Source organism: Paenibacillus sp. B46(2026) (genome assembly GCF_056786355.1).
In genome coordinates, this window is record NZ_CM165907.1 from 4,316,802 (window position 1) to 4,331,449 (window position 14,648).

Annotated in this window: 11 protein-coding genes; 1 reads left to right on the forward strand and 10 read right to left on the reverse strand. The window is 45.0% G+C overall.

The features are described from left to right. Positions 1 to 134: 134 nt before the first annotated feature. Together AC1S8V_RS19330 and AC1S8V_RS19335 are read right to left on the reverse strand one after the other, a co-directional pair. Positions 135 to 2,108: an AraC family transcriptional regulator gene (locus AC1S8V_RS19330; RefSeq protein ID WP_482070369.1), complete on the reverse strand. Its 1,974-nt coding sequence runs from the start codon at positions 2,106 to 2,108 to the stop codon at positions 135 to 137. A 189-nt stretch (positions 2,109 to 2,297) separates the two neighbouring features. Further along, positions 2,298 to 4,196 (reverse strand): ABC transporter substrate-binding protein, encoded by a 1,899-nt coding sequence (locus AC1S8V_RS19335; protein WP_482070370.1) that lies wholly within the window; start codon positions 4,194 to 4,196, stop codon positions 2,298 to 2,300. Between the two features lie 261 nt (positions 4,197 to 4,457). Between AC1S8V_RS19335 and AC1S8V_RS19340 the strand changes: the two genes are divergently transcribed. Continuing rightward, the gene (locus tag AC1S8V_RS19340; RefSeq protein ID WP_482070371.1) at positions 4,458 to 5,258 is read left to right on the forward strand and encodes a hypothetical protein; all 801 of its coding nucleotides are present in this window, start codon (positions 4,458 to 4,460) and stop codon (positions 5,256 to 5,258) included. 298 nt (positions 5,259 to 5,556) lie between these two features. Here the strand turns inward: AC1S8V_RS19340 and AC1S8V_RS19345 are convergent, their stop codons facing one another. From AC1S8V_RS19345 to dxs, 8 genes are all read right to left on the reverse strand, one after another. After that, positions 5,557 to 5,919, reverse strand: a complete 363-nt coding sequence (locus AC1S8V_RS19345; protein ID WP_482070372.1) for a diguanylate cyclase domain-containing protein — start codon at positions 5,917 to 5,919, stop codon at positions 5,557 to 5,559. Positions 5,920 to 6,298: 379 nt separating this feature from the next. Continuing rightward, on the reverse strand, positions 6,299 to 7,105 hold the full coding sequence (spo0A, locus tag AC1S8V_RS19350; protein WP_482070373.1) for a sporulation transcription factor Spo0A: 807 nt from the start codon (positions 7,103 to 7,105) through the stop codon (positions 6,299 to 6,301). A gap of 195 nt (positions 7,106 to 7,300) precedes the next feature. Then, positions 7,301 to 8,629: a SpoIVB peptidase gene (gene spoIVB, locus AC1S8V_RS19355; protein WP_482070374.1), complete on the reverse strand. Its 1,329-nt coding sequence runs from the start codon at positions 8,627 to 8,629 to the stop codon at positions 7,301 to 7,303. Between the two features lie 120 nt (positions 8,630 to 8,749). After that, entirely contained in the window at positions 8,750 to 10,468 is a 1,719-nt protein-coding gene (gene recN / locus AC1S8V_RS19360) for a DNA repair protein RecN (RefSeq protein WP_482070375.1), read from the reverse strand. Between the two features lie 239 nt (positions 10,469 to 10,707). Further along, positions 10,708 to 11,157 (reverse strand): transcriptional regulator AhrC/ArgR, encoded by a 450-nt coding sequence (gene ahrC, locus AC1S8V_RS19365; RefSeq protein WP_017687604.1) that lies wholly within the window; start codon positions 11,155 to 11,157, stop codon positions 10,708 to 10,710. A gap of 84 nt (positions 11,158 to 11,241) precedes the next feature. Further along, complete coding sequence (locus AC1S8V_RS19370) at positions 11,242 to 11,727, reverse strand: hypothetical protein (RefSeq protein ID WP_482070376.1); 486 nt, start codon at positions 11,725 to 11,727, stop codon at positions 11,242 to 11,244. Between the two features lie 84 nt (positions 11,728 to 11,811). Further along, on the reverse strand, positions 11,812 to 12,657 hold the full coding sequence (locus tag AC1S8V_RS19375) for a TlyA family RNA methyltransferase (RefSeq protein ID WP_482070377.1): 846 nt from the start codon (positions 12,655 to 12,657) through the stop codon (positions 11,812 to 11,814). A gap of 22 nt (positions 12,658 to 12,679) precedes the next feature. Continuing rightward, entirely contained in the window at positions 12,680 to 14,587 is a 1,908-nt protein-coding gene (gene dxs / locus AC1S8V_RS19380) for a 1-deoxy-D-xylulose-5-phosphate synthase (RefSeq protein ID WP_482070378.1), read from the reverse strand. Positions 14,588 to 14,648: the final 61 nt, after the last annotated feature.

Consider the following 14,648-nt stretch of genomic DNA (forward strand, 5'->3'; position numbering starts at 1 on the left):
TCCAGAACATCGAGTATTTGATATCGATTATCATTATCACTTAAACCCTAGTGTAATGGTAATGTTATCAAATTACAATGGCTAAAAAACAAACTTTTCTTGTACAAAACTTTTACGAACAACTCCGCTCTTTACTATTGCACTCTTGGAGCCGCCAACATCTTTTCTACGACAAAATCAAGTTGTTTATTGACTGAATAGATATCGGAATAATAGAAAAATTCAAAGTCAATCTCGATCAGACGGCCTTCCTTAACAGCCGGTATGCTGCTCCAAATTGGATCATTCATAAGGTTATCTGCCCCTTCATACACCGAACGAAACACATAATCTCCGATATACTCAGGCAGTACTTCCATGGATAAGTTGGAGCCTCCTGCTTCCGAAACCACATCAATTTTCTTCTGCACTACTTCCGGAGCTTTCATGTCCAAGTACTCATATAGTGCCTGAGATCCCCGGCCATATTGCTTGCTCTCTACAACGACCATACCTTTCAAACCGCCCTCCACAATGGAAACCGTTTTGTCCAATATGCCTGCATCTGCAAGTATTTGCTTACTCTCTTCGACTTTGCTATTGAGATTAGTGATTAATGTCTCGGCTTCCTGTTCTTTGCCAAAAATACTCGCTATACTCCGGAGTCTTTCTTCTGTAGTCATTTTCTCGTACGGAATATATACCGTAGGTGCGATATCCTTTAACAACGAATACGTCTCTTCTGAAGGCGCAATAATCAGATCCGGATCGAGGTCTATAACAGCTTCAGGATTCGGTTCAAACCAGGCGCCCAGTGAATTTACACCTTCAAGTTCGCTCTTGTATGCAGCGCCGGCGAATACTTCTGAGGTAGCGATTGGCTTAATTCCAAGTGCAACAACATCCCCCTGGAGATACAATACAACAACCCGTTTCGGATTCGCTGGAACAACCACGTCACCTTTAACCGTTGAGACCGTACGTGTTTCATTGTCTTTGTTCGTCTGGCTTCCTGTATCTGATGACACTGCCGTACTGCTGTTATTAGAACTGGTACCCGTTCCTTCGCCAGCTGCTGGTGTTGTTGCTGTACCTGAAGAGCAAGCTGCGAGCAGCATCGTTATGCTCAATAATGCAACCATGATCATACTGGAACTTGTTTTTCTTCTTTTCATTGGTGTAGACCCTCCGTCTATATATTGATAATAATTCTCATAATCAATATATCCCGACTTCCATCTTCGGCCAATGGACGATTCAGAGATTTGCAATGGACGATCCCCTGTCCTCGCTTCTTCTCTCATCTTTCGTTGATACTGAATCGGAGAGATCCCCACATGTTTTTTGAAGATGCGACTAAAATAATACACATCCGAATAACCCACTTCTGTTGCAATTTCACTCAGCGTTGCATCCGATCTTACAAGCAGATTGCGAGCCTTGGCGATTCGGGTCTGAATTAAATAATCAATGGGACTGTAACCCGTCTGTCGTTTGAATTGCATGGATAAATGCCGGGAGCTATAGTTCAATTGTTCAGCTAGAAAATCAAGCGTGACCTGTTCTCTGTAATGATTCTGTATATAACGAAGTGTTTGTTTCACCGGGTCAGCAAGCTCTGTTTTGATCTCCTGCTCTGCCAGCTGAACCAACATTTCATGAATGAATTGGTAAAATAAACTTTTCGTATGAAGCAGATCCAGACTGCCAGACTGTACCCATGCATCCTCAAGCTCAGCAAGGTAACGTAACAGTCCAAGTGGACTACTCGGTGTAAATCCATATTGCAAAGAGAACGGTGCAACCTCAGGCTGTGTCAATAACCACTTTTTGCGATAACTAGGAAAGGCAAGGAATGCTCTGTAATAGAGCATGATATATTCGAAATCTTCGTTGGTTTGGATATCCAGTGAAGATCCTTTCGCCCCATGAAGCATGTAAAATCGCTCTGCCTTGTATGTTTGGCCATCCAACTGAAGCACAGCCGATCCTCGAATCGTATATATAAAACCATTTGCCGGAAGTGTATAGGAACTCAGTTGTGCTCCTGCCTCCATAACGATCCGGCGTATATCCAGAACCTTAACAGCGGCATGATTCCAGCATTTCATCTGTTCGTCTAATTGCATCGAATACTCCCCAATCCCAGCCTCACCTGCAGCACAGACCTTGCAAGGTCATCATTCTGCCACCCATCCTGTAATACATGCGTAGCAGAGGTTCACTAATATATCTTTTATTATAGATGATAATAATTTTCATTATCAACTGTAATTTGGGCTGGCATTGGATTTCATCTTATCAAGCACACGTTACATTTATTTTTGCTCAGAGATCTTCGTAAACCACGCAGCCAATTCCTCGGTCTGATCCAATGTTGCAATCGGGTCAAAGTACCATGAATGATCCGGGCTCCAGATAAACACACGATCATTCTTAACCGCATCCAGTGAACTCCAGACCGGCTTGGATTTCAACTCTTCCAGCGTCAGATTGTCTGCTGTTAGAATAATGTAGTCTCCGGCAAATTCGGGAATTGCTTCCGATGAAACTTCAACCAGTTGATCCTTCATTAAGATCTCTTTTTTATCTGCAGGAGGATTCAAACCAAGCGCGCTGTAAACTGCCTGACCTCCCCGACCAAAATTATCACCAAAGGCCAGTGGTCCTTTATCATTAAACTGCATGACCGACACCTCGGCTGCTGGATCAATCGCCTCACCGACGCGCTTCTTGGCATCTGCAATTCTTGCATCATAATCGGCTAACCAAGCCTCAGATTCTTTTTCTTTATTCAGCACTTCACCAAAATAGGCAATCTCTTCGTGGGTGTTTTTCAATTCGCCATAAGGAATAACCAGGGTAGGTGCAATTTTGCTAAAGGAATCATATAAATCAGGATTACCTGTCACAATCAAATCCGGTTCAAGTTCCAACACCTTTTCGAGAGAGATGGTTTCGTATTCACCAATATTTTGCACGCCCTCAAGTGATTCGATAAAATAAGGATTCTTGAGGTTCAACTCGGGTGTACCCACAGGCTTGATCCCCAGGGCAATCAGGCTCCCAAGATACAAGTCAACCACAATCCGTTTAGGTTCATCCGGGATTGTAATATCTCCCTTCAACGTTGAGATTGTACGTGGTTCCGATGGTTGGCTTTGATTCTCCGCTGTTACTGTCTTCGTGGAACTTGACGTACTATTGCTTCCGGATGCATCCCCGCTTGAATTACTGGCAACACCTGTAGAGCAGGCACTTAGCAGTAACGTAAGACTTAGTAGAATACTTAGCAGCATTCCCGTTCTTGTCTGTCTGTTCATATTTATTGACCCTCCATGCTTATATTGATAATGATTATCACCATCAGTATAAACATACCTTCCACTTCCACCTCTGAAAATGTCATTTCGCGCCATGCCTGATGTCAGATCAGGCCAATATAGGGGTGCTGAGGTCTTTTCTTTGAATTGCAAAGGAGAAAGACCTGTATGTTTCTTGAACATACGTCCCAAATAATATCCATCCGGATAACCGATGCCAGCTGCGATCTCATCCAATGTGGCGTCCGTTTGCAGTAACATCTCCTTGGCTTTGAACAAACGAAACTGGATCAAATAATCGATGGGACTGGTTCCGGTCGACTGCTTGAACTTGCGTGACAAACTTCTCGGGCTGGTGCCAATCATTTCTGCCAAAACATGCAGCGTAAGTGGCTGGGTGTAGGAAGACTCTACAATTTCAATGACTTTGCTGACCTGATCCATAATACTTGGATAACGATTGGATATTCGAGGGATCTGTGATGAGATCTGCTCCACAAATGCATAGAACAAACTCTTGGCCTGAAAGTGCTGAATGGGGTTCTTCTGATCCCACAAAAAATGCATCTGTTTCAATTGTTCATATAAAATGGTTGGCATATCGGGGGTAAACCCATAGTTCAATTGGAACGGATTGGTACGCTCCATTAACCTTCCCAGATCGTTTCTCCCTCCACTAGGCAGGTTTGCTTTGTACATCAAGTAATATAAGCGCAATCCAGCTTCGCCCGCTTGAATAACCAACTTGCTCCCTTTTCCCCCATGGAGAACATAAAAACGGCTCACTTCATACGTTTGGTTGTCGATCGTCACTCCAGCATCACCCTGAATGGTGAGTACAAAGGTACTTGTCGGAAATTTGTATTTCATCTCTTCATATGCCTCAAATTCCATGTAACGGATATCTGTTATACTCACCGCAGCATAGTTCCAGAGGATATAATAATCATTCCACATTTTGCTAATCCATCTCCGTCTACATAGATTGTGTCTGCTCGCTTATTGATAACCATTATCAATTATTATGATGAAGTACGCAATACAACCGACGTAAATGAATCCATTCAGACGAAAAAAGAGCTATTCAAATCCTTCTCTTAACATCCGATATATGTAAATAGAACCATGATTAAGAGTAGAAGGAGAACAGAGGATATGAATTCAATCTCATCTGCAACCAAAAGCAGTTTCACTCCCGGGAATCAAGTCTCCAGTCGGGATAAAGAAATTCAGGGACTCATGCAGCAGAAGATCCGGCTCAATGAAGAAATGCAAGGGGTAAAAACCAATGACGAGTTGGATACCAAAACCAAAGCTCAGCGAATTAAATCCTTAACAAGCTCCATATCCCAGATCGACAGCCAGATTGCCCAAATTAAAGCTGAAGAATTGCAGGAAAAGAACAAATTAAGACAGCCCGAAAAGACTCAACAGCAACCGCTCAAGCCAACAGACGAGGCTCAGGTCCCTTCGCTGGATCACCTGATCAAGCATAGTCAGACTTATGATCAATTGGGTAAGCTGGTCGGTTTGCGGGATCGCATGCAGGGCTCCATTCAGACCACCGAAGGAGAAACTCGCTTCGATCGACTCGTCCTGGAGATCAATGCAGACAAAGATATAGGCAAATCAATGATGTTGGAAAATGCAGAGCGCACCGTCTTTCAGGCAAAGCGAGAGGTTGTTCAGGACATCAATTCTCAGCTCAGCAAGGTCAATCAAAAGATTGGGGATCTGGTGAAAGAGATCCATCAGCCCGCACCTAAAGAGGCGGCACAACCTCCTATCTCTGCAACACCTGGAGAAGAAGATCAGGAAGTAGATGAAGGAAAGAAAACGGGAAGTAAGGTGCACCCATCAGATGGCGGAACCACAGATCAGGAATCAGGAAACAGTCCGCAAACTACGGCTTCTTCATCTGCTGCTTCATATCCATCCGTCGATATTCGAATCTAAGTACCCTTTGCTCTAACATACTTATATGTATACATATTGGGTTTGAGGTGTTTTCGCTAGAAAACCTTCGAATCGCATCCCATAATAGATAAACCGCTATGACAGGTGACTAACTCCTGATACGTAGCGGTTTTCTTGCATCTTACACGTTAGTTACATCATCTATTAGGAGTTAGGCCGGAACGTCCTTCCCCCAGAACATATTGAGGATGCCAATCATGTTCGTTGTAGAACGTCTTTTTCATTTCCTCAAAACCTGAGATGACTTCCTCACTAATATGTTTGTACTCATGGTGATTCAGGATCGCAATAAAATCATCACCACCGATCTGTCCAAGAAAAGCTTCAGGGAGAACAAATAGCTTGCGAAGCAAGTTAGCTGTCGCCTGAATAAGCTGATCCCCATTTTGAAGCCGTAGCTGTCATTGTAGGATTTGAATTGATCGAGATCAACGTACAGTACGCTAAAATGGTCCATCTGAAGTGCCCGAGACAGCCTTTCATCTATGATATGATTACCTGGAAGACCAGTCAGCGGGTTCATAAAAATGGCCATTTCAGCCCGTACATCAGCAACAGCGAGTAGCAAACGTCGAATACTCACAGCTCCAAAGAAACGTTCCCCTGACGTGACCAGCACAAGGTCATATTTTCCCTTCATCTCGGTCCATGGCTAGAACACTGACATCAGTAATCTGTTCCGAATAATCCACAAACCAGTGCCTGCGTGTTCATCACCAGTTCTACAGGACGCCCCTATACAGATTATAGCCATACTAAGAGGTACGTTTTTCCTCAATGAACGGTAGTAAGCTTGTAAAAAATATGTTTCATCATTATAATCTCCGTTATTTCGTAATACAAAATACCGTCATTTATTGGATGATCATCCATCCAATAAATGACGGTATTCGTTGGCATATATCACAGAAGCTTACCGGCATAAAATGAGCTACTCCAGATATTTTTAACCAAAATTCATTTGGCTGAAAACTATTCTGTATCCAAAGTTTCTTGGCAGCTCACTACTCCTGACCCTTTCAGCTTACCTTATGCTCAATTCTCAGCTTGTCAGCAACCATCGCGATGAATTCGCTATTTGTTGGTTTCGACTTACTGATGTTGATCGTATAGCCAAACAAGTGGCTGATACTGTCGATGTTACCGCGAGTCCAAGCCACCTCAATGGCATGACGGATCGCACGTTCGACGCGGGACGGCGTCGTTTTGAATTTTTCGGCAATCGCCGGATACAATGTTTTGGTGATGGCTCCCAAAATTTCGATATTGTTGTACACCATCGTAATGGCTTCGCGTAAATACTGATATCCCTTAATATGCGCAGGAACGCCGATTTCATGTATGATGGACGTGATGTTGGCATCCAGATTTTTGTGTTTGCCCATTGGCACGACATTGGATTTCATGAACATGGATGAGCCGCTGCTTGTGGACATCGCCGTCTGTGTTCCCACCAGTTGGCGTACACGATTCGCGAGCACTTCCATGTCAAACGGCTTAAGAATGTAATAGGAAGCTCCGAGTTGCACGGCACGCTGTGTGATATTCTCTTGTCCGAATGCCGTAAGCATAATGACTTTAGGCTGTGGAGAGAGGTTCAGGTTACGCAAGCGCTCCAGCACACCCAGTCCATCCAGATGTGGCATGATGATATCCAGAATCAGTACATCCGGCACATCCCGGGTTTGCTCCAGCAATTGCAGTACTTCTTCTCCATTGTATGCAATACCGGTTACTTCCATATCTTCCTGTTCAGATATATATTCGGCAAGCAAATTCGTAAATTCACGATTATCATCGGCCAGCAATACCTCAATTTTTTGCAAAACGGTATCCTCCTTTAAATTAAACATCGTTTCGTACATTTCCTTACACGTTAAATTTTCGACACAGCAAGTTAAATTCCTCCTGTCGAAAATTATTTTTCTTTATTTTTTTTTCTTGATCCTATATAATAAATAATTTATTTCATTATACGATATATTATGTTTGCTTTCGACAAAAAAGAACCTCAGGGCTGTTTATCCAGCCTTGAGGTTCTTCGCGTTTTCCTTTTTCATCATAACGCCAGCATCCTGTAACATCCATTCAATGAAGCAACCGTACCCCGATTTCGGATCATTCACGAATACATGAGTGACTGCACCAATCAATTTACCATTTTGCACAATAGGGCTACCACTCATGCCTTGAACGATGCCTCCGGTCTTATTCAGCAGTTTCGGATCTGTAATTCGAAGTACCAGACCTTTAGTCGCCGGCTCGGATTGATCTGCAACATGAACAATATCAATGGAGAAGCGTTCAACTTGTTGACCGTCAACCACGGTAAGAATTTCGGCCGGGCCTTCTTTAACTTCATGAGAAAAAGCAACGGGAATGCCTTTCGAATACAAACTGTGCTCAGGATTTCCGGACATTTTACCAAAGATGCCAAAAGCCGTATTACGTTCAATATTGCCCAAAATTTTACTTTCCTTGAGGAAATGAGCACGTTTTTCACCCGGATCACCGGTCTCGCTCTTCGAAATTGACGTAACGTTTGACTGAACGATCTGACCACTACCCACAACAATGGATGTCTGTGTGTTCATATCTGTAATGACATGGCCCAGTGCGCCATATACGCCCTGATCGGGAGCATAGAAGGTAAGAGTACCAACACCAGCTGCAGAATCACGAATATACAATCCAAGCCTCCACGCTTGATCCTCGGAGTCATACGCTGGAGTCAATCTTGTTTTGACCGTTTCCTTACCACGTTTTAATACCACATCGATCCCTTTTTTACTTTTGCCTGCAAGTTCAACGGCTTCGGAGACACCTGCCACACCATCAAGACGTTTACCATCCATATGCGTGATCAGATCCCCAAGCTTAATGCCCGCGGTTTCTCCGGGCGATACGCGCTCATCTTGGCCAGAATGGACCAGATGATGTCCAACCACCAGAATACCTGCCGATTTAACTTTGACGCCAATCGTTTGACCCCCGGGTACTACACGCAAATCCGGTATCACATTCACCTGGACTGTTTTGACCGGAATTTTACCCCACAATTTCAACGTTAATTTAGCATGTCCCGTCTGTTGAGGGTGAAGATGCAAAGGTTGTTGCCTGGTAACGTGCATCGCTGCCTGATCATCCAAACCAACGATATCAGGACGATCTACAACGGCGCTTGAAGCAGCAGGAACGGCAAGCCGGACATCCGCTTGCCTGCCAGCAAACACCTGTAATTCATCCGGCAGTGAAGCATAACTTTGCACAGGCTGAATGGCCTGGCTAATCACACAAAGAAAGAAGGCAAATAAAAGACCTAGCAATTTCTTCCTGAGGGGGGAATTCAATGGCTGTCACACTCCCTTTGCTTCTTTCGCTTGACGAAAGGTGGTCGCCAATTGCGTACCTTTAAGATAACCTCGCCCCCAGGCTTTTATTACTGTCAATCATTACGCCAGCCGTCCGTTTCACCCTTTTTTGGCTTCCGCCAAATTCAGCATTTCCTGTGCGTGATGCAGCGTTTTTTCTGTAATTTCCACGCCGCCCAGCATACGTGCCAATTCCTTCACTCTGCCTTCGTCTGACAGCGATTCCACCTGTGTCATCGTCCGTCCATCGTAGACATGTTTTTCAATGAGATACTGATGATCTGCCATACAAGCCACTTGTGGTAAGTGAGTTATTGAGAAAACCTGACAGGTCGAAGACAAGCGGAAAAGTTTTTCCGCAATGGATTGAGCAGCTCTACCGCTAACTCCGGTATCAACTTCATCAAAAATCAACACAGGTATCCGATCATGACGTGCAAAAATACTCTTCATCGCCAGCATCATTCTCGACAGCTCGCCACCTGAAGCAATCTTGCCCAATGGTCGAAGTGGCTCACCGGGGTTCGGTGAGATGAGGAATTCTGCATTGTCCGCACCCTGACGATTCAGACGAATACGACGTCCATTCCATTCAATGCCCTTCGGATCTTCGAATGGTGAAATCTGAACACGCAGTGATGTTCGCTCCATCTGCAGATCCTTAAGCTCACTTTCCACCTGTGCAGCAAGTTCCTCAGCACATTGCTTGCGAACCTTGCTGAGTTCCTCGGCAGACTCCATCACAAGGTTGAGCATCTTGTCACGTTCCGCTCGCAATTTCTCCAGCCGTTCGTCCTTGTTCTCCAATTGATCGGTTTCATGGCTAATCTGATCATAATAACTCAGAATAAGTTCCACGCTGTCCCCGTATTTCCGTCTGAGGCCAGAAATCAGATTCAGCCTTTGCTCCACTTCTTCCAGCCTTGCCGGATTGAACTCAATCTTCTCCCGGTAATCCCTTAACTGGAATGTCGCATCTTCCAATTGATAAAATGCCGATTGCAGCTGCTCTACAATGGGTTGCAGTCCTTTGCTATCGTATCCGGAAATATCTTCAATTCTTGAAAGAGCAATACTTACAGCTTCAAGCCCGCGTTGACCACTGAGCAGATCATATGCACCAGCAACACTGTCCATCATTTTCTCACTATGGGATAGTTTGACCCGTTCTTCCCCGAGTAATTCATCCTCACCTCGTGTAAGGCTTGCCGCTGCGATCTCCTCAAGCTGAAAGCGATACATATCCAAGAGTTGATATGCTCGCTGACTGGACTCCTGAAGCGCACGCAGTTCTTTTTCCGCCGTGATAAACTTGCTGTAGCGCTCCTGATACTTCGCTTTGATCGGTCCGATGACTTCCGAGCCATAGGTGTCGAGAAGCCCCAGATGGCTCTCTGCACGCAGCAAACTCTGATGTTCATGTTGACCATGGATATTGATCAGCTTCTCGCCTACTTCCCGCAGCATGGTCAGATTGACCAATTGCCCATTAATGCGGGACGTACTCTTCCCCTGCGTATTCAACTCACGCCGAATGACCAAATGTTCTTCTGGCTCACAGTGAATACCCAGCTTCTCCAATGTCTGCCATACCGGATGACTCTGCTCCATCTCGAACAAGGCTTCCATCTCTGCCTTATCACATCCGTACCGGATCAGATCTGCTGAACTACGTCCACCAGCAATTAAGCCAAGTGCATCTATAATAATCGACTTCCCTGCACCGGTCTCCCCAGAGAGTACATGGAATCCGGGGTGGAATACAACATCCACTTCTTCCACCACAGCCAGATTGCGAATCGATAAAGTAACTAACATCTGCAAAAACACCTCCGGATGACTACCTCAGAAATTATGTTTTTGAACCGTTGATTCAAGAGGTTGTTCAAAAAGTCCGCTTTTGATTACGAAGGATGCCTGGTGGCATCATCAGCATCGAATATGGAATTTAGCCGAAATGTCCGTTGCTCACGTAGTTTTCCCTACGCTCCGCTACTCCATTTCTAGCTTCATCCCATCCTCTCGGTACTGAAAACCGATCTTTTTGAACACGCACTTTAAGCAATATAACCCATGATCCGCTCAATAACGGTCACACTGTTACCTTCAGTCCGGCAAATAATCAGGATGGTGTCATCTCCACAGATCGTGCCCATGACTTCATTCCACTCAATATTATCAAGTAAAGCAGCAATGGAATTGGCTGTTCCTGGCAAACATTTCATCACAACCAGGTTGTTCGTGTGATCAATGTGCAGGAAGTTGTCAACGAGTGCACGCTTCAGCTTCTGAATCGGATTATATCGTTGATCTGTCGGCAAAGAATACTTGTACCGTCCGTCATCCATCGGAATCTTGATTAACAGAAGTTCCTTGATATCCCGGGATACCGTCGCTTGAGTCACCTGAAAACCTGATTTGCGCAGTGCTTCAACCAGATCATCCTGGGTCTCAATTTCATTTTGACTAATGATTTCACGAATCTTGATGTGTCTTTGTCCTTTCATACATGCCTCCAGTTAAATGTATTGCAATAAAGCAGCAAATGTAATTCGCCGCAGATTTTGCCCTGCAATGTTCATTCTTTTATATTAGTCCAGATCATCCCCATCATACACATCTTCCTGATAGTCCATGAGCCTGATTAACTTAATATCGGAATCCTCGACGTCAACATACAGCAGCCCTTCACAGCCAGGATATAACAACAGATAATTGAGGAAGCGATCCCTTAGCGCAGGTCCGGTCATTTCAAGTGGCTGTCTGCGACGAGACGTTTTCACCAGGTATCTGAGATCCTCACGTTCTGCAACATAGTCAATGAATAATCTGCTGTAATAAACGGATTCATTGGCCTCAAAAGCCAGAGGGACTTTCATTTTGCCACTGATGACTTCGTAACCCTGTGCTTCAAGCAAATCCAATGCCGGGGAATCCTGAATTTTCACGTTCAGTTGCATTCCAGACAAGCTTACCGGCATCGGTCGGTTCACCCAATTACGTAAGCCGAAGAACAGCCACAAGATCAAACAGACAGCAAGTACACCTATAACGATTGTGTCATATTGACCATCCATTATCGCTCACCTCGAAGACATATTCGAGGTTCAGTAACGATTTCCCTTTACACCAATCACCTTTCCAGCGAAAAGAAACCCATCTTATGATGAGTTTCCCGTAAATGTATGCGCCGCTTCCTTCGCAACTTGCTCCGCAAGTGCATCAAGTGAAGCTGGATCGTTCTCTGGTTGTGTTGCCTCTGGTGCTTCCAGACGCCAATGAGCGAGAAATTCTATATTACCTTCTCCACCGGTTATCGGTGAAAAAGTTAAACTCTGCAGATGCAAACCAAGTTGACTCGCAAAATGAAGCATAGTCTGCAATACATCCTTGTGTACCTTCGTATCACGTACCACACCGGACTTGCCTACTTTTTCACGCCCTGCCTCAAATTGAGGTTTAATCAATGCAACGATATCTGCAGGTTGTTTCAAAAGAGCCAGAAGTGGCGGCAATATGATTCGCAGTGAAATGAACGACACATCAATGCTCGCAAAGTTCGGCACAGGTCCCGTCAGATCTTCAGGAGTCACATAGCGAAAGTTGGTTCGTTCCATAACAATAACCCGCTCATCATTACGTAAAGACCAATCAAGCTGATTATAACCCACATCAATGGCATATACGTGAGATGCACCATGCTGTAGAGCACAATCCGTAAAACCACCGGTGGATGAACCGATGTCGAGCATGACAAGTCCATTCATATCAAGGCCGAAATGACGGATCGCTTTTTCGAGCTTCAATCCGCCTCTGCCAACATAGGGATGGACCGAACCTTTAACTTTAAGCTCGGCTTCACGTGGAATTTTCATGCCGGCCTTTTCAATCGGCTCATTGTTGGCATACACCAGTCCAGCCATGATGGCAGCTTTTGCCTTTTCACGACTTTCATAATAGCCCTGCTCAACCAGCAGCACATCAATTCGTTCTTTCGGGAGTGACATGTCTTTCTCCTATCATGTAAATTTACGAAGGAAAACGTGTTTTTGGTATGCCGTAAGATGATTGAACAGCCATGTTACGCAGTTCAGCACATACATTTTCAACGGTAAGACCTACTTCCTCACGTTGTTCCTTGATACTGCCATGCTCGATGAAGCGATCCGGAATCCCCATCAGTTGTACATGTACATCATGCAACCCCTCTTCTGCGTAGAACTCCAGAACTGCACTACCCATGCTGCCTGCTTGAGAGGCTTCTTCAAGTACAATCATTTTGGTGCCTCGAACAGCCAGATCACGCAGCATCTGCTCGTCCAGAGGTTTGAGGAAACGAGCGTTGATTACGCCTGCTGTAATACCTTCCCGTTTCACCATCTCCGCTGCTTCTTCTGCAAGCTGCACCATCGATCCTGAAGCGATGACGGCATATCCTTCCGAGGGACGCAGTTGCTCCCATGTTCCAATCGGAATTGAAACAAGCACATCATCCAGAGGTACCCCCACCACATTGTTACGTGGATAACGGTAAGCAATCGGACCTTCATTATAATCAAGCGCCGTTTTCATCATATGACGCAATTCATTTTCGTCTTTTGGCATCATCAGAACGATATTTGGAATATGGCGCATGAACGCCACATCGTATACCCCTTGATGTGTTTCCCCATCCGGACCAACAAACCCGGCACGGTCAATGGCAAACATCACGTTGGCGTTATGACGGCAAATATCATGTACAATCTGATCATATGCACGTTGCATAAACGTGGAATACACGGCAAAGACCGGCTTCAAGCCTTCCATAGCCAGTGCAGCACACATGGTCGCCGCATGCTGTTCAGCGATCCCCACGTCAATCATGCGATCGGGAAATTCCTTACTAAATGGAATGAGACCTGATCCCGTAGGCATTGCCGGAGTTACAGCTACGACCCGCTTATCCTGCTTCGCAAGATCAATCAGCGTTTGACCAAACACTTCAGTGTACATCGGTTTTCCCACAGCTTTGAGCACTTGCCCGGATTCAATTTTGTACGGAGAAATTCCGTGCCACTTGTGTGAATCGGCTTCTGCTGGCTGATAGCCTTTTCCTTTGGTTGTCAGCACATGAACGAGCACTGGACCATCCACGTTATCCGCCTGTTTAAAGGTTTCGATCAATTTGGGAATATCATGCCCATCAATCGGCCCCAAATACGTGAAGCCCAGTTCTTCAAAAAGAACCCCTGGTACCATCATATATTTGACACTGTCTTTGATCCAGCTGGCCGATTTGGCCAAACGATCCCCAATAGCAGGGATTTTTTTAAGCATTCCCTCGACATCATCTTTTGCTTTCAGATAATGGCGATCCGAACGAATCTTGCTCAAATATTTATGCATGGCCCCAACGTTTGGAGCAATGGACATTTCATTATCATTCAGAATAACCATCAGTTTTCTCTGTTCATGACCAATATGATTGAGGGCCTCAAAAGCCATACCACCTGTAAGCGCTCCATCACCAATCATCGCGATGACTTGATTGTCCTCACCCTTCAGATCACGTGCAAGGGCCATCCCCATCGCTGCGGACAATGAAGTACTGCTGTGTCCAGCTTCCCATACATCATGTTCACTTTCGTTGCGTTTGACAAACCCGCACAGGCCGTTATGTTGACGCAATGTATCAAAGCGATCCATACGCCCTGTCAGGACTTTATGCACATAAGCCTGATGCCCTACATCGAAAATCATTTTGTCTGCTGGACTGTTATAGCAGTAATGCAGGGCTACCGTGAGCTCAACCACGCCTAAGTTGGGTGCGAGATGCCCACCTGTAACGGACAGTTTCTCAATCAGAAACTGCCGGATCTCTGCCGACAAAAGCGCAAGATCATCCTGAGACATCGACTTTAGATCACTGGGTTGTTTAATTTGTGGAAGCAGCACGAGAATCTCCCCGCTTTCCTAGATTGTTTAGTTATTGTTATAAATCGATATATACATTATG

What these genes read in the sequence shown, in the direction of transcription:
- AC1S8V_RS19330 (WP_482070369.1), bottom strand. Translation starts at nt 2,108, where the DNA reads ATGCAATTAGACGAACAGATGAAATGCTGGAATCATGCCGCTGTTAAG.
- AC1S8V_RS19335 (WP_482070370.1), bottom strand. Translation starts at nt 4,196, where the DNA reads ATGGAATTTGAGGCATATGAAGAGATGAAATACAAATTTCCGACAAGT.
- AC1S8V_RS19340 (WP_482070371.1), top strand. Translation starts at nt 4,458, where the DNA reads ATGAATTCAATCTCATCTGCAACCAAAAGCAGTTTCACTCCCGGGAAT.
- AC1S8V_RS19345 (WP_482070372.1), bottom strand. Translation starts at nt 5,919, where the DNA reads ATGAAGGGAAAATATGACCTTGTGCTGGTCACGTCAGGGGAACGTTTC.
- recN (WP_482070375.1), bottom strand. Translation starts at nt 10,468, where the DNA reads ATGTTAGTTACTTTATCGATTCGCAATCTGGCTGTGGTGGAAGAAGTG.
- ahrC (WP_017687604.1), bottom strand. Translation starts at nt 11,157, where the DNA reads ATGAAAGGACAAAGACACATCAAGATTCGTGAAATCATTAGTCAAAAT.
- AC1S8V_RS19370 (WP_482070376.1), bottom strand. Translation starts at nt 11,727, where the DNA reads ATGGATGGTCAATATGACACAATCGTTATAGGTGTACTTGCTGTCTGT.
- AC1S8V_RS19375 (WP_482070377.1), bottom strand. Translation starts at nt 12,657, where the DNA reads ATGTCACTCCCGAAAGAACGAATTGATGTGCTGCTGGTTGAGCAGGGC.